The sequence below is a fragment of the Marinobacter halophilus genome (assembly GCF_003007685.1).
Classification (GTDB): Bacteria; Pseudomonadota; Gammaproteobacteria; order Pseudomonadales; family Oleiphilaceae; genus Marinobacter; species Marinobacter halophilus.
In genome coordinates, this window is sequence record NZ_PXNN01000003.1 from 82,864 (window position 1) to 102,084 (window position 19,221).

Sequence of the window (19,221 nt, forward strand, 5' to 3'; positions counted from 1 at the left end):
TCACCGTCATAGAACTGCCATAAGCCACTGATAGCGTTGCCCGCACGATAGGCTGACTCTTGCTGTTTGCTTATCAGTTCGGAAACACGATCACTGCCAACGGAAAGGCTACTGATACCCAGACCAAAGCCAGCCCACCGGAGTGACCTTCGATGCCATTCAATCTTGCTTCTACCCTATCCGCTTTTCGAGTTGCCACTTTTTTGCTGGCCTCATTGACGGTTGTGTTTGTCTGGGCGCCTTTCCAGCAGTCTGCGCACTGGGGTAATCAGACCGCTTTGTGGCGGAATATCATGATCACATTGCTCGTCACCGGCATCCTGATGTGGTTGTTAAGGGCGCTTCGCCAGCATCAGATGATGCTGCAAGCCCTTCTATTGTCTGAGCAGGAGCAGAAACGTCGCATTGAACGCCTGGAAAACGAACACGCGTCCAGTCGGCGGGCCGCTGCGATTGATCATCTGAGCGGTCTGTACAACCGTCGGGAGTTTCTGGACGTTGCCGCGGAGGTGTTGACCAAGCAGCGCTGGCATCGCCGTCTGGGCGCACTGTTGTTTATCGATCTGGATCGTTTCAAATCGATCAACGATTCCCTGGGGCATCATGTGGGTGACCTGCTGCTTCAGGCCGTGGCTGGAAGAATCCAGCGGATGTTGGCCCCTGGTGACCTGGCGGCCCGTTTCGGGGGCGATGAATTTGTGGTGTTGCTGGCCGGCACCCGCACCGAAAATGATATTGAGCAATGGTCGGCGGGGCTGGCCAGTCACTTATCAACGCCCTATGAGCTGAACGGAAAGGAGCTTAACAGCACCCCTAGTATCGGCATTGCGATCTGTCCCAGAGATGGCCAGAACCTGGAAGAGCTGTTGCGCTGCGCCGATGCCGCCATGTACTCCGCCAAGAAGAGCGGTCGGGGCCAGCATCGATTCTTTGATAAATCGCTGAACCGGAAAGATGTCGAAGCCTTTCACCTGGAACAGTCGTTTTCGGATGCCTTGCGAAACCGGGAGTTTGTTCTGCATTACCAGCCGCAGGTGTGTCTGGAGACCATGAATATCATCGGTTTCGAGGCGTTGGTTCGTTGGAAGCACCCGGAGTTTGGCACGCTGTATCCGGACCGATTCATCACCATCGCGGAGAATTGCGGGTTTGTCATTCCACTGGGGCTGGAAGTGTTGCGATTGGCCTGCGCCCAGTTTGCGCAGTGGAAAGCAGAGGGTTTGCCGGTCACGCCGATTGCGGTGAATGTGTCGCCCATCCAGCTCACCGAGCCAGAGTTTTGTTGGCAGGTGATGGCGTTGATTGATGAGTTCGGGTTGAGCCCGGATCAGCTGGAACTTGAAATCACCGAGACCGCGATGCTGGATGCCAGCGCAGTTGAGAGCTTGCATTGCCTGAAAGCCGAGGGCATCAAGTTGAGCCTGGATGACTTCGGTACCGGCTACTCGGGGTTTGCGCACCTGGAGTCGGTGCCGGTGGATAAGCTCAAGATTGATCGCAGCCTGATCGCCAAGATCAGCAACAGTCATGATGATAGCCCGATTGTGTCTTCTACCATCATTCTGGCAAAACGAATGAATTTAAAAGTCGTCGCGGAAGGCGTGGAAACGCGGGAACAGCTGGTGCATCTGAAAGTGGCAGGATGTGATATTGCGCAGGGCTATCATCTTAGCCGACCGATTTCGGCGGATCAGGTGCCCGAGTTCGTACGCACGTTCAATCGCCGTGAGGCTGTGGTCTTGGCTGGGTAAAGGTGTAACAAACGCGGGAAAGTGGTCGGCGTGGCAGGATTCGAACCTGCGACCCCTTCGTCCCGAACGAAGTGCGCTACCAAGCTGCGCCACACGCCGATCAACGGCCGGTATTATACGGATTGCCGGCCATTTTACTAGCCCCGTCCCTGGGGAAAGTTGTCCGTAAAACTGCGAAGCGCCCTAGCTGGCGCTGGCAGTGGGCAGCAGGGATATGTCGGCTACCCGCAGGAACAGATTGCGCAGGCGGTTAAGCAGCGCCAGGCGATTGTTGCGCACGGCGTCGTCGTCTGCCATTACCATCACTTCGTCAAAGAAGAGGTCGACCGGCTCGCGCAGGCTGGCCAGGGAGGTCAGCGCGGTGGCGTAATCACCCTGCTCGAACAGCGGCAACACTTTCTGGGCCTGCTCTTCCACCTTGGCGGCCAGGGTCTTCTCGGCGGCATCCTGCAGCAGGGCGTTATCGACGGTCTCGCCAATGCTATCGCCACCCTGCTTGGTGAGGATGTTGGATACCCGCTTGTTGGCACCGGCCAGGGCCTGGGCTTCTGGCAGCTGACGGAAGGCTTCGACCGCTTTCACGCGGCGGTCGAAATCGAGTGGACGAGTCGGGCGACGGGCGTGCACCGACAGATACACTTCGGCGCCAATGCCCTGCTCATCGTAGTGGGCACGGAAGCGCTCCAGCATGTAATCGACCACGGTGCTGGCAGTGCTTTGTTCGCTCAGCACGGTGAAGTTCTGCTCGGCCCACTCGCATACGGCCTGCAGATCCAGCGGCAGCTGGCGCTCGATGATGATGCGCAGCACACCCAGGGAGGCACGGCGCAGCGCGAACGGGTCACGGGTGCCGGACGGCGGCTGGTTGATGCCGAACAGACCCACCAAGGAGTCGATGCGGTCGGCAATGGCCACGGCGCAGCCGGTCAGGGTGGTGGGCAGGTCGTCACCGGCAAAACGTGGCATGTACTGCTCGTTCAGGGCCTTGGCCACGTCGTCGTGTTCACCGTCGTGGGTGGCATAGTACTGGCCCATGATGCCCTGCAGATCGGTAAACTCCAGCACCATCTCGGTGACCAGGTCGGTCTTGGCCAGCATGGCGGCGCGCTCGGCCAGGGCTGGGTCGCTGCCGATGGCGTCGGCGATTTTCTTCGCCAGTGCCGCTACCCGCACCGATTTTTCGTACAGGCTGCCTAGTTTGTCCTGGAACACGATGGGCTTGAGGGCCTCAATGCGCTCTTCCAGTTTGGTCTTACGGTCGGTCTCGTAGAAGAAAGCGGCGTCGGACAGGCGCGGACGGATCACTTTCTCGTTACCGGAAATCACCTGGGCCGGGTCTTTGCTTTCCAGGTTGGCGACGGTGATGAACAGCGGCAACATCTTGTTGTTGCTGTCGACCACGTGGAAGTATTTCTGGTGCTCCTTCATGGAGGAGATCAGCGCCTCGGCGGGCACGTCCAGGAAGCGTTCTTCAAAGCGGCCCATCAGCGGTACCGGCCATTCGTTCAGGGCGGTGACTTCGTCCAGCAGGGCTTCGTCAATCACCGCCTGGCCTTTGGCTTCTTGCTCGGCCAGGGCGTTGACGCCGGCACGGATCTTATCGCGGCGCTCAGCAAAGTCGGCCAGTACGTAGCCTTCCTGCTTGAGCACCACTTCGTAATCGGCGGGGGTCGGCACAATCAGCTCTTTCGGGCAATGGAACCGGTGGCCGCGGGTTTTGTTGCCGGGCTTGAGGTTCATCACCGGGGTGTCGATGACCTTGTTGCCGTACAGCATGATCAACCAGTGCACCGGGCGCACAAACTCGGTGCGGTGGGCGCCCCAGCGCATGCGCTTCGGGATCGGCAACGCCGCCAGCGACTGATCGACCAGTTCCGGCAGCAGTTCTACCGTGGGCTTGCCCTTCTCGATGGTGCGGTAAACCACCCAGGCACCTTTGTCGGTTTCCAGGGTGTCGAGCTGATCCGGGGTAATGCCCAACGAAGTGGCAAAGCCGGTGAGTGCGCGGGTCGGGTTGCCGGCGTCGTCAAACGCGGCTTGCACGGCGGGGCCACGTTTTTCCACCGACTTGTCCGGCTGGGCATCGGCCAGGTCACGGATGCGCACGGCCAGGCGGCGCGGTGCCGCGAAGGCTTCGACCTTACCGAAAGCCACGCCGGCCTCTTCCAGGCCCTTGGCAATGCCTTGAGTGAAGGCGTCCGACAGCGGTTTGAGGGCTTTTGGAGGCAGTTCCTCAGTACCCAGTTCAACCAGAAAATCCTGTGTAGCCATTACGCGTTCCCCTGTTCCTGCGGTGCCTTTTTCTTCTTTCCGGACTTTTTGCGATCGGCTTTGGCGTCAGCCGCGTCGGCGGCGGCCAGTACCTCTTTGCGGAGGTGTTCCGGTGCCAGCGGGAAGCCCAGTGCACGGCGGCTGTCGAAATAGGCTTGGGCCACAGAGCGAGCCAGGGTGCGTACACGCAGGATGAAGCGCTGGCGCTCAGTTACCGAGATGGCGTGGCGGGCGTCCAGCAGGTTGAAAGTGTGGGAGGCCTTGAGTACCTGCTCGTAGGCAGGCAGCGGCAGACCGGCTTCGATCAGGCGGGCGCTTTCACGCTCGTAGACATCGAAGCTGTGGAACAGAAATTCGGTGTCGGCGTGCTCGAAATTGTAGGTCGATTGCTCCACCTCATTCTGATGGAACACGTCACCATAGGTGACTACGCCGTCCGGGCCTTTGGTCCAGACCAGGTCATATACGCTGTCGACGCCCTGGATGTACATGGCGATGCGTTCAAGGCCGTAGGTCAGCTCGCCGGTGACCGGGTAGCATTCCAGACCGCCCACTTGCTGGAAGTAGGTAAACTGGGTGACTTCCATGCCGTTCAGCCAGATTTCCCAGCCCAGGCCCCAGGCGCCCAGAGTCGGGGATTCCCAGTTGTCTTCGACAAAGCGGATGTCGTGCACCAGTGGGTCCAGCCCCAATGCCCGCAGAGAATCCAGGTACAGCTCCTGGATGTTGTCCGGGGACGGCTTAAGGACCACCTGAAACTGGTAGTAATGCTGCAAGCGGTTGGGGTTTTCGCCGTAGCGACCGTCGGTGGGACGGCGGCTGGGCTGAACGTAGGCGGAGTTCCAGGTTTCCGGACCAATCGAGCGCAGGAAAGTGGCCGGGTGAAAAGTACCGGCGCCGACTTCCATATCGAGCGGCTGAAGGACCACGCAGCCATGCTGCGCCCAGAAATTCTGCAGTGCCAGGATCAGACCCTGAAAGGTCTGAACATCCGGCGCGGTGTTGTTGGTTACCTTGTCTGTCACGACGTTTGCCTGCTGGTCAGTCTGTGTGTGGCGCCCCTGTTAATAACCGGGGCACTCCGAAATTTGAGAACGCGCATTATACGCCGGCCGGCGTTGCATTTCTAAGTGCCAGCCAGGCTGTTGTTTTGCATAAGGTCTGTCAGAAGAAGGTGAGTCCCACCTGGAACAGCTTTTCGACGTCGCGGATCCGGGTTTTGTCGACCAGGAACAGAATGACGTGGTCATCCGGCTGCACCCGCAGGTGGTCGTGGGCGATCAAGACTTCGTTGTGCCGGACAATGGCACCGATGGTGGTGCCGGGTGGCAGATTGATTTCATCCAGCCGTTTGCCAACCACTTTTGACGAGCGGTGATCGCCATGAGCGATGGCTTCGATGGCCTCGGCAGCACCCCGACGCAGGGAGTGCACGTTGACCACATCCCCCCGGCGTACGTGCGTGAGCAGGCTGCCGATGGTGGTCTGCTGTGGCGAGATGGCGACGTCGATATCACCGCCCTGAATCAGGTCGACGTAATCCGGGTTGTTGATTAGGGTCAGCACCTTACGGGCGCCCAGGCGTTTGGCCAGCAAGGACGCCATGATGTTGGCTTCGTCGTCGTTGGTGACGGCGCAGAAGACATCGGTGTTCTCGATGTTTTCTTCCAGCAGGATGTCCTTGTTGGCGGCGTTGCCTTCGAGAACCACGGTCTTGCGCAGTTGTTCCGAGAGCATCACGCAGCGATCGTGATCCTGCTCGAGGATTTTTACCTGATAACGGTTTTCCAGAGTATTGGCGAGCCGGTAACCGATGTTGCCGCCGCCACAGATAAAAATGCGCTTGTAGGGCTTGGCCAGGGGTTGCAGCTCACTCATCACCGAACGGGTGTGGTCTGAGGCAGCTATAAAGAACACCTCGTCGCCGTCTTCGATCACCGTGTTGCCCTGGGGCATGATGGCCCGATCCTTGCGGAAAATGGCGGCCACCCGGGTATCGACCTTGGGCATGTGTGTGCGCAGGTAAGACAGCTCCTGGCCGACCAGTGGTCCGCCCTTGGTGGCGCGGATGGCGACGAGGCGAACCAGGCCTTTGGAAAATTCCAGCACCTGCAGTGCGCCGGGGTATTCAATCAGCCGGGTGATGTGTTTGGTGACCAGATGCTCAGGGCTGATCAGAACGTCAATTGGAAAACCTCGCAGGCTGTCCAGGTCCTTTTCCACCTCGCGGCGATAAAACAACTCGGATTTGGCCAGATAGGCATTGGCGCGCACCCGACAGATGGTGGTCGGAGTCTTGTACAGCAGTTTGGATACCTGGCAGGCCACCATGTTGGTTTCGTCGCTGTTGGTGACCGCAATCACCATATCTGCGTCTTCCGCGCCGGCCTGGCGCAACACCGTGGGATAGGAGGCCCGGCCGTGCATGGTGCGGATGTCCAGGCGATCCTGCAATTCCCGCAGGCGCGCACTGTCGCTGTCGATCACGGTGATGTCGTTGGCTTCGTTGGCGAGGTTTTCCGCCAGGGTGCCGCCGACCTGGCCGGCGCCGAGAATCAGAATTTTCATGGTTCAGGTTTCTCCAGCACGGCGTAGAAAAAGCCGTCATGGCTGTCCGGGTCCGGAAGTAACTGGCGGCCAGTGTCCATGTTTCGGCCCCACGCTGCCTCTATCTGAATCAGCTGTGCCTGTTCCTGCTGTTTCAGGAATCGTTGGATTATACGGTGGTTTTCCTGGGGAAACACCGAGCAGGTGGCATACACCAGCCGGCCTCCCGGTTTCAGGACAGACCACATGGCTTGCAGCAGGCCCAGTTGAATACCGGCCAGTGGCACAATATCGGACTCCCGGCGCAACAATTTGATGTCCGGGTGCCGGCGAATCACGCCGGTGGCGCTGCAGGGCACGTCCAGCAGAATACGGTCGAAGGCTTGGCCGTCCCACCATTGCCCGGTGTTCGCGGCATCGGCCTCGGTCAGAGTGGCGATCAAGTCAAGGCGGTCCAGGTTTTCCTGCACTCGAGGCAGGCGTTCGGCAGATTCGTCGATGGCTACCACTTCGGTAAGCCCGGCACAGGCTTCCAGAATGGCGCAGGTTTTTCCGCCCGGCGCGGCGCAGGCGTCCAGCACCCGCTGGCCTGGCTGCAAATCCAGCAGGGTAGTACACAGCTGGGCAGCTTCGTCCTGAACGCTGGCGGCGCCATCGTCGAACCAGGGCAGGCGGTCGACCGGCACCGGGCGCTCCAGTTGAATACCGTAAGGGGCGAATCGGGTGGCCAGGGCGCCGATACCGGCTTCGGCCAGCAGATTCAGGTACTCATCCCGGCTGAAGCGCAAGGCGTTTACCCGCAGGGTCATCGGTGCCTGGGTATTGTTGGCGCCCAGAATGGCCTGCCAGTCATCGGGCCAGTTGTGTTTCAGTTTTTCGATCATCCACATCGGGTGGCTGAAGCGACTGCTGTCGTCTTCGGGTTCCGGCGCGCCTTCCCGCTCGGCGGCACGCAGTACACCGTTGACCAGGCCGGTCAGGTGCGGTTTGTCCAGTTCACGGCAAGCTTCGACGGTTTCGTTGAGGATCGCGTAGGTGGCCTGCTCACTGAACCGGAGCTGGAACAGGGCGACCAGCATCAGGTGGTGGACTACCCGGTCTGGCTTGCGCAGGGGTTTTTTCAGGCGCTGGTTAAGTTCACCGTCGAGCCGGTGAAACCAGCGACAGCTGCCGTAGCAGATCGCCTGCAGCTGGGGCCGTTGTTCCGGCGGCAGCTGGCTCAAGGCCACGGGCAGGCATTGTGACAACGACTGGCCATTCTCCACGGCCAGCAACACATTGGCAGCGACGGCGCGAAACGGCAGGGGCTGATAAGCCATGGTCAGTGCAGCTCCTGTTCGGGCATCAGTACCGGTTTACCGCCGTTGATCAGATCGCTCACGCTCAGGGCGCGGGTGCCGGGCAGTTGTACCGAGGTGATTCTGAGGCTGCCGGTGCCGCAGGCCACGTCGATGCCTTCCCGTTCCCGGCAAAGCACCGTGCCGGGGGCTTGGTCACTTTCCTGCGCCACCGCCCTGGCCTGATGAATGCGAATCCGCTGCTCGCCCAGATCGGTAAAGGTGCCGGGCCAGGGGTTGAAGGCGCGGATCAGCCGTTCGATTTCTGGCGCACTTCGGGTCCAGTCGATATGACCGTCTTCTTTTGACAGCTTGTGGGCATAGCAGGCGTCATCGTCGTTCTGGGATTCGCCGGCCAATTTGCCTCCAGCCAGCTTCGCCAGCGCCTCAACGATGGCTTCGCCGCCCAGATCCGCCAGGCGGTCGTGCAGCGTACCGCCGGTGTCGTCCGGGTTGATCGGGGTGGCCACCTTTAACAGCATGTCGCCGGTATCCAGGCCTACATCCATCTGCATGATGGTAATGCCGGTGTCGGCATCGCCAGCGGCAATGGCGCGCTGAATCGGGGCCGCGCCGCGCCAGCGCGGTAACAGCGAGGCGTGGATGTTCAGGCAGCCGTGGCAGGGAATGTCCAGCACCGCTTTGGGCAGAATCAGGCCGTAGGCCGCGACGATCATCACGTCCGGTCGAAGTGCCGCCAGTTCCTGTTGGGCGTCTTCTGGCTTCAGGCTTGCTGGCTGGAACACCGGAATGTCGGCATCCAGGGCCACCTGTTTGACCGGGCTCAGCATCAGTTTGCGGCCACGACCGGCGGGGCGATCCGGCTGGCTGTATACGCCGACCACGTTATGGCCGGCGCCTAACAGAGCCTTCAGGGCAATAGCAGCAAAATCCGGCGTTCCGGCAAAAACTATGCGCACGGTGGTGTTATCTCTGTGTCGTTGAATACGAAAAGACCGGGTCGCAACCCGGTCCTGAATTCGGTTCGATGTCAAGTGCTGCTCAGGCGCTCTGCTTATGGAGCTTTTCCAGCTTCTTGCGAATGCGGGTGCGCTTGAGAGAGCTGAGGTAATCAACAAACAGTTTGCCGTTCAGGTGGTCCATCTCGTGCTGGATACATACCGCCAGAAGGCCGGTGGCTTCCAGCACAAAGTCTTCACCGTTGCGATCTTTGGCGGTAATCCGGCAATGCTCGATGCGCTTCACATCTTCGTAAAAGCCGGGCACCGACAGGCAGCCTTCCTGCATGGCTTCAAGCTCGCCATCCAGAACGTCTATTTTCGGGTTGATAAACACCCGGGGTTCGCTGTTGTCGTCCGACACATCCATCACGATGATCTGTTTGTGGACATTCACCTGGGTAGCGGCCAGGCCAATGCCGGGGGCATCGTACATGGTCTCGAACATATCGTCGATCAGCTTTCGGGTGTCGTCGGTTACCTCGTCAACCGGCTTGGCGATAGTGCGAAGACGGGGGTCCGGGTACTCAAGAATCTCTAGTATCATAGTGCTTTGGCTTCTCTGAAATGCGACGGCGGTCTGCGCAAATTTTCTTCACGAATCTATCATGAAGCGATTGTGATGTTGCTATTATCCGATAAATTACCGATTGAGTACAAACTGATCAGTTAATAGTTAAAATCTTTCAGCCACGCTGCAGAATTTACTCGAAGAACAAAAGATAACATCACAAATCTCCGGACTTCTTCTATAGTATCGGGAATAACAACGTAATAAGCTGCGAGAATACTGCGGTGACATTACTGAACGCAAAGATTCAAGGCACGCGATCAAGGATATAGACAATGAGGAAATTGTTGTACGCTCTGGCAGCCACTACGCTGCTGTTTACTTCCTGGGCCCAGGCACAACCGGAGCTAAGGTCTGATCATCCTGAGCGTTACACTGTCGTCAAAGGGGATACCCTCTGGGACATTTCAGCGCGATTCCTGAACAATCCGTGGTACTGGCCGGAAATCTGGCACGTCAATCCGCAGGTTGGTAATCCCCACCTAATTTATCCAGGCGATCGTCTCGCTCTGGTGTATATCGATGGCAAGCCCCGGATCACCAAGGTGACCAGCAACGATGTCATCAAGCTGTCTCCCCAGATTCGCTCAGAAGTGATTGATACCCCGATCCCTGCGATTCCGCTGGATGCTATCAGCAGCTTTTTGACCGACACCCGTATCGTATCGCCCAATGAGATCAACGGTGCGCCCTACGTGCTGGAAGGGGAAGACGGCCGCATCATTACGGGTGCTGGCGACCGGGTGTATGCCCGCGGCCAGAAGCCGGCCGATCGCGTCGGCATTTTCCGCCGCAGCAAAGAGTTTGTGGATCCGGAAACCGGCGAGTTTCTCGGCCTGGAAGCCCGCAGCATTGCTCGTGGTACGATCACCGCGGAAAACAGCGATGTGCTGACCCTGATGCTCACCCGTTCCAGTGAGGAAGTGCGCATTGGTGACCGCGTGCTGGTTAACGAAGACCGTGGTCTGACCACCAATTTCGTGCCCAGTTCACCCGATGAGGATATTCAGGGCGTGATGATCTCGGTTGACGGTGGCGTCAATCAGATCGGTCAGTACAACGTGGTCGCCATTAACCGTGGTGAGCGCGAGGGCCTGCAGGCCGGTAACGTACTGGCAGTGATGAAGGCTGGCAACATGGTGCGTGACCCGGTCACCGGTGAAACCATTGAATTGCCGTCCGAGCGCGCCGGCCTGCTGATGGTGTTCCAGACCTATGAGAAAATGAGCTATGGTCTGGTGCTTCAGGCAACTCGTCCGCTGTCCGTGGGTGATCGGGTAACCAATCCCTGATACCACGCGCACGTTAGTCATAAGAGTAAATGGCCGGGCAGGATAGCCCGGCCATTGTCGTTTTCAAGGATGAAATCATGTCTGTCAAAATCGTTCTGCAATCCCCGAGTAGTCGCTGGCTGCTGCTGACACTTCTGCCCCGGTTCGGACTCAGGCAGCGTGAGCGTATTCTCGCCCACACCGACAGCCTGACCGATGTTTTCCAGATGAACGCCGCCACTCTCAAAGCCATGGGTCTGGCCAGTGATGCCGTCGAGGCGTTGATGGCCTGGCAGTCCGGTGACACCCAGCACGCCCTGCTGCGCGAGGCGCTGCGTATACAGGCGGTCTGTGCTGAGGCCGGTATTGCCCTCGTGGGCATGGGTGAGGCCGGCTATCCGGACGCACTCAGACATATCCACAACGCCCCGTTGTTGCTCTATTGCCGGGGTGACATCGAACTGCTATCCCGTGATCAGCTTGGCATTGTTGGCAGTCGCAACGCTACCCGTGCCGGCCTCGACCACGCCCGGCAGTTCGCCGGTGAGCTGAGCCGGCGTGGTCTGGTGATCACCAGCGGCCTGGCGCTGGGGATTGATGGCGCGGCCCACGCTGGCGCGCTCGATGCCGGCTTTCCGACCATTGCGGTGGTCGGCTGTGGCCTGGACCGGCTGTACCCCGCGCAACACCGCAAACTGGCTGGCCGCATTGCTGAGCAGGGCTTGATTGTGTCGGAGTACCCGCCCGGTACGCAGGCTCGGGCCGCTTACTTCCCACAGCGTAACCGGATCATCAGTGGCCTCAGCCGTGGCGTGCTGGTGGTTGAGGCCAGTCTGCGCAGCGGTTCTCTGATCACCGCCAGAACAGCCCTTGAGCAAGGTCGGGAAGTGTTCGCGATCCCCGGCTCTGTGCACAGCCCGGTGGCTCGCGGCTGTCACCAGTTGATCAAGCAGGGCGCCCGCCTGGTCGAGACCGTTGACGATATTCTGGAGGAACTGGGCACCTGGTGGTCCATGCACCCGGACTCTACCGCTAACCAGGATGGGCCAGAATCGCCCGATACCTCCAGTCTGGACAGTCGGGAAATCGCGGTGTTCGAGGCTTTGGGGTATGATCCCCAGTCTACCGATGCATTGAGCCTGGCTACTGGTTTGCCAGCCGATCAGTTGATGCAGTCGCTGTTGCTGCTGGAGCTTGAAGGCTTGGTAAATGCTGCGCCCGGAGGCTATCTTCGGGTTGCCTGAGCCGTGCATTTTTTAAGCACAATGCCTGATTAGATGGCTGGAGAGTTGGCTATGAAGTCTCCCCTGAGCGACTGGCAGTTGCACTGTGCTCGAAGCACTGTGCTGGCCGGGGGCGTACTCGCCTACCCCACCGAAGCGGTATGGGGACTGGGTTGTGATCCATGGGATCAGGATGCGGTTGAGCGCATTCTGCAGCTGAAGCAGCGCCCGGTGAAAAAAGGTGTAATTCTGGTGGCGTCGTCGGTTGCGCAGGTGGCGTTCCTGCTGGACCCTCTGCCCAAAGCCTTGCAGCAAGAGGCAGAGCGCCATTGGCCAGGGCCAGTCACCTGCCTGCTGCCGGATGTGAAACAGCAGATCCCCGAGTGGGTGCGCGGCCAGCACAGCTCGATTGCGGTCAGGGTCAGTGACCATCCGGTGGTGCGGGCACTGTGTGAAGCCTCCGGCATGCCGTTGGTGTCCACCTCCTGCAATCCGGCGGGTCGTCAACCGGCCCGTTACATCTGGCAGGTGCGTCGTTACTTTGGTCAGGAGCTGGACTGGATTGTGCCGGGCGCGCTCGGCGGCAATCGCAACCCCAGCCGTATTATTGATATTGTCACCGGAAAACAGTTTCGCTAGGAGAAACCATGCCACAGCAGCCCGATACCCGAGCGGTCCAGGACTATCTTCTGGATCTTCAGGAGCGCATTTGCCAACGACTGGAAGCAGTCGATGGCAAAGCCACGTTTATCCGGGACAGCTGGCAGCGCCCGGAAGGGGGCGGTGGCATCAGCCGGGTGATGGCGGATGGCGGGGTGATTGAAAAAGGCGGGGTGAATTTTTCCCACGTGATGGGCGACACCATGCCCGCATCGGCCACCGCTCACCGACCGCACCTGGCTGGCGCACCGTGGCAAGCCATGGGGGTGTCGCTGGTGATTCACCCGGAGAATCCTTATGTGCCCACGTCTCACGCCAACGTGCGATTTTTCATCGCGACGCCGAAAGATGCCGAGCCGGTGTACTGGTTCGGCGGTGGTTACGATCTAACCCCCTACTATGGTTTCGAAGAAGACTGCGTGCACTGGCACCGCACCGCCCGGAAGGCCTGCTTGCCTTTCGGTGATGATGTGTACCCCAACTTCAAACACTGGTGTGACGACTATTTTTACCTGAAACACCGCCAAGAGCCCCGGGGTGTGGGCGGCCTGTTCTTTGACGACCATAACACCGGTGATTTCGCCCGGGACTTGGCCTTTATGCAGGCCGTGGGCGACAGCTACATTGAGGCTTATGAGCCGATCGTTCGGCGCCGGCTGGCTCACCCCTGGGGCGAACGGGAGCGTGACTTCCAACTCTATCGGCGCGGGCGGTATGTGGAATTTAACCTGGTGTATGACCGGGGCACCCTGTTCGGCCTGCAATCCGGGGGCCGCACCGAATCCATTCTGATGTCGCTGCCGCCGCTGGTGCGCTGGGATTATGACCGACAGCCGGAACCCGGTAGTGCAGAAGCCAGACTGACCGACTATTTCCTGACAGGTCGCAACTGGCTGGAGAGTGCTGATGACTAACCAACTGTATGCGGTGGTGGGCAATCCGATCAGCCACAGCAAGTCGCCCCGGATTCACAGTCTGTTTGCTAGCCAGACTGGCGAGCCGGTGGAGTACACCGCGATTCAGGCACCGGTTGATGATTTTTCCGGGGCTGCCCGGCATTTTTTTGAGCAGGGTGGCAAAGGATTGAATGTCACGGTGCCGTTCAAGGAGCAGGCCTGGACCCTGGCTGACCACCGTACGCCCCGGGCAGAGAAAGCCGGGGCCGCGAATACTCTGTATCTTGATAAAGTTCAGGATCTGGTGGCCGATAACACAGATGGCGTTGGAATTGTTCGGGACCTTCAGGTCAATCACGGTGTATCACTGAAGGGCTTGAGAATCCTGGTGTTGGGGGCTGGCGGTGCAGTACGAGGTGTGCTGGGCCCGATCCTGGCGGAGCAGCCCGCTGCGCTGACCATCGCCAATCGCACCGTGGCCAAGGCTGAAGCACTGGTACGGCTGTTTGCCAACGATGCCGACGCTGCGTTACTGACGGCTTGCGGGTTTGATGGGCCGGATCAATCGTTCGATCTGGTGATCAACGGCACCAGTGCCAGCCTGCAAGGCGATTTGCCGCCCGCCTCGGCCAAGGTAATCGGCCCGGACACGGTGGTCTACGACATGATGTATTCTTTGCAGACCACGACGTTCAATCAGTGGGCACTGGATAACGGCGCCCGCCGTGTATACGACGGTTTGGGCATGCTGGTAGAGCAGGCCGCCGAATCGTTTTTTGTGTGGCGGGGCATGCGCCCTGACACCGCGCCGGTGATCGAAGAACTGAGAACCGATTAACGCCGCTAGTCCGGGCCACGTTATAAGGGTTGTTCATGGATATTCTCACGCTTGTCGGGTTGCTGGCCGGAATTCTGATCGTGGTGCTGGCCATGCTGGCCAACGCCACGGCACTGACCTTCTTGAACTTACCTGGCCTGGCGATCGTGCTTGGCGGTACCTTTGCCGTTACGCTGATCAAGTTCCGGATGGCGTCGGTGGTGAGTGCGTTTAGCCTGGCCATGCGGACCGTATTCACCGACCGGTTGCCGCGGCCGGCAGAACTGATCCGGGAAGTGGGTGTGCTGGCCCGGGTGGTTCGTAAAGAAGGCGTACTGGGCCTGGAAAATCACGAGACTGCCGACGAGTTTTTGCAAAAAGCCATCAATCTGTGCGTAGACGGTCATCCGCCAGAGCTGGTGGAAGAAGCCTTGCTGCAGGAATCCCAGCAGACCGCGGAACGTTACGAAGTGGCGGAGCGAGTGTTCCGGGGTATCGGCGAGTCGGCGCCGGCCATTGGTATGTTGGGTACCCTGGTGGGGCTGGTTCAGATGCTGAATACCCTGGATGACCCCTCTTCCATCGGTCCCGCCATGGCCGTTGCCTTGCTGACCACGCTGTACGGCGCCTTTCTGGCCCAGCTCATTGCCCTGCCCCTGGCGGACAAGCTGCAGTTGAAAGCCGAAGACGATTCCCGTAACCAGATGCTGATCATCACCTCCATGAAAAGCATTATGCGCGGTGAAAACCCGAGGGTTATGACCGAGTTGCTGTCTTCGTACGTGACCCCGGAACACCGGACCAATCTGGAACCGGAGCGGGAGGCCTGAGGATTGCAACCGGCACGGCCACTGAAAAAGAACGCAAACAAGAAACGCACACCGGACTGGATTGTCACCTTCGCGGACCTGGCAACCCTGCTGCTGACGTTTTTTATCCTGTTGTTGTCGTTTGCCGAGATGGACGCGGAAAAATACCGGGCCATGGCGAACTCCATGGCGCAGGCCTTTGGCTCCAGTAACGTGCTGGCGGAGGACATCGGCGGCTCGCCATTAACGCTGATTGAGGCCGACACCGTGTCGTTGCCAGAACCGTCCGACTCTCTGCAGGATCAGCCGGAGTTCATCGATGAACGGACCGAGCGAGCCGAAGCCCGCCAGATACCCGGTGGCGTGCTGGACCTGGCTGGCCGTCTGATTCAGGAGCTGGAGGCGGAAGTTGCGTCGGAGGCGCTGCACGTCAATTACGACGAAGACAAAGTAGTTATTCGTTTTTCCGAGGAGGCGACGTTCCGTTCTGGCGACGCCGCCATCAAACCCGACATGATCCCGATCATTGAGCGGGTGGTTCAGGTTCTGTCGGCCTGCACCGGCGATGTGGTGGTGTCTGGTCACACCGACGATGTGCCTATTTCCGGCGGCCGCTACCGCTCCAACTGGGATTTATCCGCGGCTCGGGCGGTGTCTGTGGTGCATGAGCTGGTGTTGAACCGGCAGATCCCGGCCGATCAGGTGGTCGCCGCAGGCCGGGCAGAAACCCGCCCACTGGTTGCCAACGACAACTCGCAAAACCGCGCTGTTAACCGTCGCGTTGAGATCGCCATTCGTAATCCGGAATGTGACACGGCTGCGCCCATCCGGGACCTGCCGGTGGAAATCCTGCCCTGAACAGCGGCGGCTTATACTCTGAACGCAGATTCTCATAGTGGATTCATATAACTGGCTCAGATTCAAGGCCTTATACTTTGCGATCTACACTTATCCAATTTCAGGAGTGCTTAGCATGAGCGGACCAGACAAGCCGAAAGTCATTGGCGAAGACTGGAGCGACGAACGGGTCAAAAGCTTTCTGGACCTCTCGCCCTGGGACCAGAGCCTCAACCCGGATCATTACGTGCTCACCCGGGCGTACGAATCCATGCGTGCGGAAGACTTCGAACGTTTTATCGGGTTTTTTCTGGCCGCAGGCCGGGATCTGAACGCCGAAGACGCACGTGGCCAGACTCTGCTGGACCGGGTATCGCAGCATGGTCGCAGTGTCGATTACGCCCGTGCGCTGGCAAACGCCGGTGCAAAACGCACCGCCGCAGCCGGGCGCTGAGACCCACCCGGAATTACGCCTGAGGCTCAAGGTATTCGTTTTTGAGTTTTACGTAGTTGGCGGCGGTGTATCTGAAGAACGTTTTTTCCTTGTCGGTGAGCGCCCGGGCCTGCTTGCAGGGCGAACCTACGTACAGGTAGCCAGACTCCAGGTGCTTGCCCGGCGGTACCAGGGTGCCGGCGCCAATGATCACCTCGTCTTCCACCACCGCGCCGTCCATCACCGTACAGCCCATACCGACCAGCACCCGGCTGCCAATGGTGCACCCATGCAGCAGGGCTTTGTGGCCAACGGTGACGTCGTCACCAATGATCAGCGGCCAGCCACCCGGATTGAAATCACTGGCGTGGGTGATGTGTAGCACTGAGCCATCCTGGATGCTGCAGCGGTCGCCAATGCGGATCTTGTGCATGTCGCCGCGCACGACGGTCATCGGCCACACCGAGCAGTCTTCGCCGGTCATTACGTCGCCAATCACGACGGCACTCTCATCTACCCAGCTGCGTTCACCAAATTGTGGTGTGGTACCCTTGTGAGTTCGTATATTTGCCATTACATATACCTTCTGACTGGCATAGATTTGGGAGTAAGGAGTCTTTGGGCGGGGCGCTTTCCAAAACACGCTCCTTCGGCACATCCATGTGACGCTTGGGCTCCGCCATCCCTGGCTCCGCACATTTTTGGAAAGCGCCCCGCCCAAAGACTCCCCAATCATCGGAGTTGCCTGAAAGTACCTTAAACTGAAATAGCTGAGAAGGGGACTTATGAATAACCCGCTACTGACCGACGATCTGCTGCCGAAGTTCGACCACATCCGTACCGAGCACATGGAAACGGCGATTGACCAGATTCTCAGCGAGAACCGGATGAAAATTCAGTCGCTGTCGCAGCAGGACGACCCGACCTGGGACACCTTGGCTCAGCCCATGCAGGGCACCGAAGACAAGCTGAGTAACGCCTGGTCGGTGATTTCACACCTGAACGGGGTGATGAACAGCGATGAGCTGCGCCAGGTGTACAAGAATTGCCTCGAAAAACTGACCGAGTACAGCACCGAGGTCAGTCAGAACGAAGCCCTGTGTAATGCCTATAAAAAGCTGGCAGCAAGGGATGATTTCAAGGATCTGAGCGAGCCTCAGCGTAAGTCCATCGAAAACACCCTGAGGGATTTCCATCTGGGCGGCGTTGATCTGCCAGCGGATGAGAAGAAGCGTTACGCCGATCTGTCCCGTGAACTGGCGGAGCTGTCCAATAAGTTCAGCGACAATGTGCTCGATGCTACCCAGCACTGGTTCAAGCAGATCACCGATGTCAGCGAGTTGTCCGGCGTGCCGGAAACCGCTATTGAGGGCGCCAAACAGGCGGCCCGGCAGAAGGATCTTGAGGGCTATGTGATTACCCTGGACTTCCCCAGCTTCTATCCGGTGATGACCTACGGTGACAACCGGGAACTGCGCCGGGAAGTTTACGAGGCGTTTGTCACCCGGGCCTCGGACCAGGGCCCGGATGCGGCGACCTGGGATAACACGCCGGTGATGGCGGAAATCTTGAAGCGTCGTCATGCCCTCGCCCAGCTGCTGGGCTTCGATAACTACGCCGAGCGATCGCTGGCCACCAAGATGGCGCGCAATGTGGATGAGGTGCTGGATTTCCTGAACCAGCTGGCGGCCAAGTCCAAGCCGCAGGCGGAGAAGGAATTTGCCGAGCTGAAGGCGTTTGCTAAAGCCGAGTACGGTGTCGACGACCTTCAGGCGTGGGACATCGGCTACTACAGCGAAAAACTGAGCCAGAAGCGTTACGACATCTCCCCGGAAACCTTGCGCCCCTGGTTTCCGGTAGACAAGGTCGTGCCTGGTCTGTTTCATGTGGCGGAAAAGCTGTTTGATGTGCAGATTGAGGAAAAGCCGGAGGTAGAAACCTGGCACGAAGACGCCAAGGCCTACTGCATCAGCCGCAACGGCGAGCCGGTAGCCTGGTTCTACTTCGATCTGTTTGCCCGCCAGGGCAAACGTGGCGGTGCCTGGATGGCGGATTGCCGGGTCCGTTGGACCGACATGCGCGGCAAACTCCAACTGCCGGTGGCGTTCCTGACCTGCAACTTCACCCCGCCGGTCAATGGCAAGCCGTCGCTGCTGACCCACGACGAAGTCACCACCCTGTTTCACGAATTCGGTCACGGCCTGCACCACATGCTGACTCAGGTAGACGTGCTGGATGTGTCTGGTATCAACGGCGTGGCCTGGGACGCCGTTGAGCTGCCCAGCCAGTTCCTCGAAAACTGGTGCTGGAACCCGGAGTCCCTGGCGCTGATTGCAAGCCATCACGAAACCGGCGAGCCACTGCCGGAAGACTTGCTGCAAAAACTGCTGGCGGCGAAGAACTTCCAGTCCGGCATGGGCATGCTACGCCAGCTGGAGTTCTCTCTGTATGACTTCCGCCTGCACGCGGAATTCACCGACCAGGCGCCCACCAACCCGCTCGATATGCATCGCAAGATCCGCAAGGAAATTGCCGTGGTGGAAGCGCCGGCATTCAACCGCTTCCCCAACAGTTTCTCCCATATTTTTGCAGGTGGTTACGCCGCGGGTTACTACAGCTACAAGTGGGCCGAGGTGTTGGCCGCTGATGCCTTTTCCCTGTTCGAGGAAAAAGGCATTTTCGACCCGGAAACCGGCAAGGCGTTTTTGCAGAATATCCTTGAAAAAGGCGGTTCTCAGGAGCCGATGGAACTGTTCAAAGCCTTCCGTGGCCGTGAGCCCCAGGTGGATGCGTTGCTGAAACAGTCCGGCATTGCCGGCGAAGCCGCCTGAGCCAATAC

At 59.2% G+C, this 19,221-nt stretch carries 16 protein-coding genes, 1 tRNA gene and 1 pseudogene; 10 read left to right on the top strand and 8 right to left on the bottom strand.

Annotation, left to right across the window (positions count from 1 at the left end; translation table 11 throughout):
• Positions 1-281 precede the first annotated feature (281 nt).
• A pseudogene (locus C7H08_RS00390) lies at positions 282-1,751 on the top strand (putative bifunctional diguanylate cyclase/phosphodiesterase); the annotation flags it as partial.
• Between the two features lie 22 nt (positions 1,752-1,773).
• Here C7H08_RS00390 and C7H08_RS00395 read toward each other — a convergent pair.
• The 7 genes from C7H08_RS00395 to def form a co-directional block, all read right to left on the bottom strand.
• Positions 1,774-1,850 (bottom strand) — tRNA-Pro (locus C7H08_RS00395).
• Between the two features lie 84 nt (positions 1,851-1,934).
• Entirely contained in the window at positions 1,935-4,022 is a 2,088-nt protein-coding gene (gene glyS / locus C7H08_RS00400; protein WP_106669792.1) for a glycine--tRNA ligase subunit beta, read from the bottom strand.
• Positions 4,022-5,047, bottom strand: a complete 1,026-nt coding sequence (gene glyQ / locus C7H08_RS00405; RefSeq protein WP_106669793.1) for a glycine--tRNA ligase subunit alpha — start codon at positions 5,045-5,047, stop codon at positions 4,022-4,024. The genes glyS and glyQ overlap by 1 nt, the downstream gene beginning before the upstream one ends.
• A gap of 139 nt (positions 5,048-5,186) precedes the next feature.
• Positions 5,187-6,590 carry a Trk system potassium transporter TrkA gene (gene trkA, locus C7H08_RS00410; protein ID WP_106669794.1) on the bottom strand — a complete coding sequence of 468 codons (1,404 nt, stop codon included), beginning with the start codon at positions 6,588-6,590 and terminating at the stop codon, positions 5,187-5,189.
• Positions 6,587-7,888 carry a 16S rRNA (cytosine(967)-C(5))-methyltransferase RsmB gene (gene rsmB / locus C7H08_RS00415; protein ID WP_106669795.1) on the bottom strand — a complete coding sequence of 434 codons (1,302 nt, stop codon included), beginning with the start codon at positions 7,886-7,888 and terminating at the stop codon, positions 6,587-6,589. The genes trkA and rsmB overlap by 4 nt, the downstream gene beginning before the upstream one ends.
• A gap of 2 nt (positions 7,889-7,890) precedes the next feature.
• The gene (gene fmt / locus C7H08_RS00420) at positions 7,891-8,826 is read right to left on the bottom strand and encodes a methionyl-tRNA formyltransferase (RefSeq protein ID WP_106670217.1); all 936 of its coding nucleotides are present in this window, start codon (positions 8,824-8,826) and stop codon (positions 7,891-7,893) included.
• An 82-nt stretch (positions 8,827-8,908) separates the two neighbouring features.
• Positions 8,909-9,412, bottom strand: a complete 504-nt coding sequence (def, locus tag C7H08_RS00425; RefSeq protein ID WP_106669796.1) for a peptide deformylase — start codon at positions 9,410-9,412, stop codon at positions 8,909-8,911.
• Between the two features lie 299 nt (positions 9,413-9,711).
• On the opposite strand from def, the gene C7H08_RS00430 reads away from it, so the two are divergent.
• The 8 genes from C7H08_RS00430 to C7H08_RS00465 all read left to right on the top strand — a co-directional run bounded on the left by C7H08_RS00430 (position 9,712) and on the right by C7H08_RS00465 (position 16,403).
• Complete coding sequence (locus C7H08_RS00430) at positions 9,712-10,728, top strand: LysM peptidoglycan-binding domain-containing protein (protein WP_106669797.1); 1,017 nt, start codon at positions 9,712-9,714, stop codon at positions 10,726-10,728.
• Between the two features lie 77 nt (positions 10,729-10,805).
• Positions 10,806-11,951 (top strand): DNA-processing protein DprA, encoded by a 1,146-nt coding sequence (dprA, locus tag C7H08_RS00435; protein WP_227663190.1) that lies wholly within the window; start codon positions 10,806-10,808, stop codon positions 11,949-11,951.
• 51 nt (positions 11,952-12,002) lie between these two features.
• Entirely contained in the window at positions 12,003-12,569 is a 567-nt protein-coding gene (gene tsaC, locus C7H08_RS00440; protein WP_207768270.1) for an L-threonylcarbamoyladenylate synthase type 1 TsaC, read from the top strand.
• A gap of 8 nt (positions 12,570-12,577) precedes the next feature.
• On the top strand, positions 12,578-13,504 hold the full coding sequence (gene hemF / locus C7H08_RS00445; RefSeq protein ID WP_106669799.1) for an oxygen-dependent coproporphyrinogen oxidase: 927 nt from the start codon (positions 12,578-12,580) through the stop codon (positions 13,502-13,504).
• Entirely contained in the window at positions 13,497-14,324 is an 828-nt protein-coding gene (gene aroE, locus C7H08_RS00450) for a shikimate dehydrogenase (protein WP_106669800.1), read from the top strand. The genes hemF and aroE overlap by 8 nt, the downstream gene beginning before the upstream one ends.
• A gap of 35 nt (positions 14,325-14,359) precedes the next feature.
• Positions 14,360-15,133, top strand: a complete 774-nt coding sequence (locus tag C7H08_RS00455) for a motility protein A (RefSeq protein WP_106669801.1) — start codon at positions 14,360-14,362, stop codon at positions 15,131-15,133.
• A gap of 3 nt (positions 15,134-15,136) precedes the next feature.
• Positions 15,137-15,970 (top strand): flagellar motor protein MotB, encoded by an 834-nt coding sequence (locus C7H08_RS00460; RefSeq protein WP_106669802.1) that lies wholly within the window; start codon positions 15,137-15,139, stop codon positions 15,968-15,970.
• Positions 15,971-16,085: 115 nt separating this feature from the next.
• Positions 16,086-16,403, top strand: a complete 318-nt coding sequence (locus tag C7H08_RS00465; protein ID WP_106669803.1) for a PA4642 family protein — start codon at positions 16,086-16,088, stop codon at positions 16,401-16,403.
• A 13-nt stretch (positions 16,404-16,416) separates the two neighbouring features.
• Here the strand turns inward: C7H08_RS00465 and C7H08_RS00470 are convergent, their stop codons facing one another.
• Positions 16,417-16,956: a gamma carbonic anhydrase family protein gene (locus C7H08_RS00470; protein WP_106669804.1), complete on the bottom strand. Its 540-nt coding sequence runs from the start codon at positions 16,954-16,956 to the stop codon at positions 16,417-16,419.
• A 211-nt stretch (positions 16,957-17,167) separates the two neighbouring features.
• Between C7H08_RS00470 and prlC the strand changes: the two genes are divergently transcribed.
• Positions 17,168-19,213, top strand: a complete 2,046-nt coding sequence (gene prlC, locus C7H08_RS00475; protein ID WP_106669805.1) for an oligopeptidase A — start codon at positions 17,168-17,170, stop codon at positions 19,211-19,213.
• Positions 19,214-19,221: the final 8 nt, after the last annotated feature.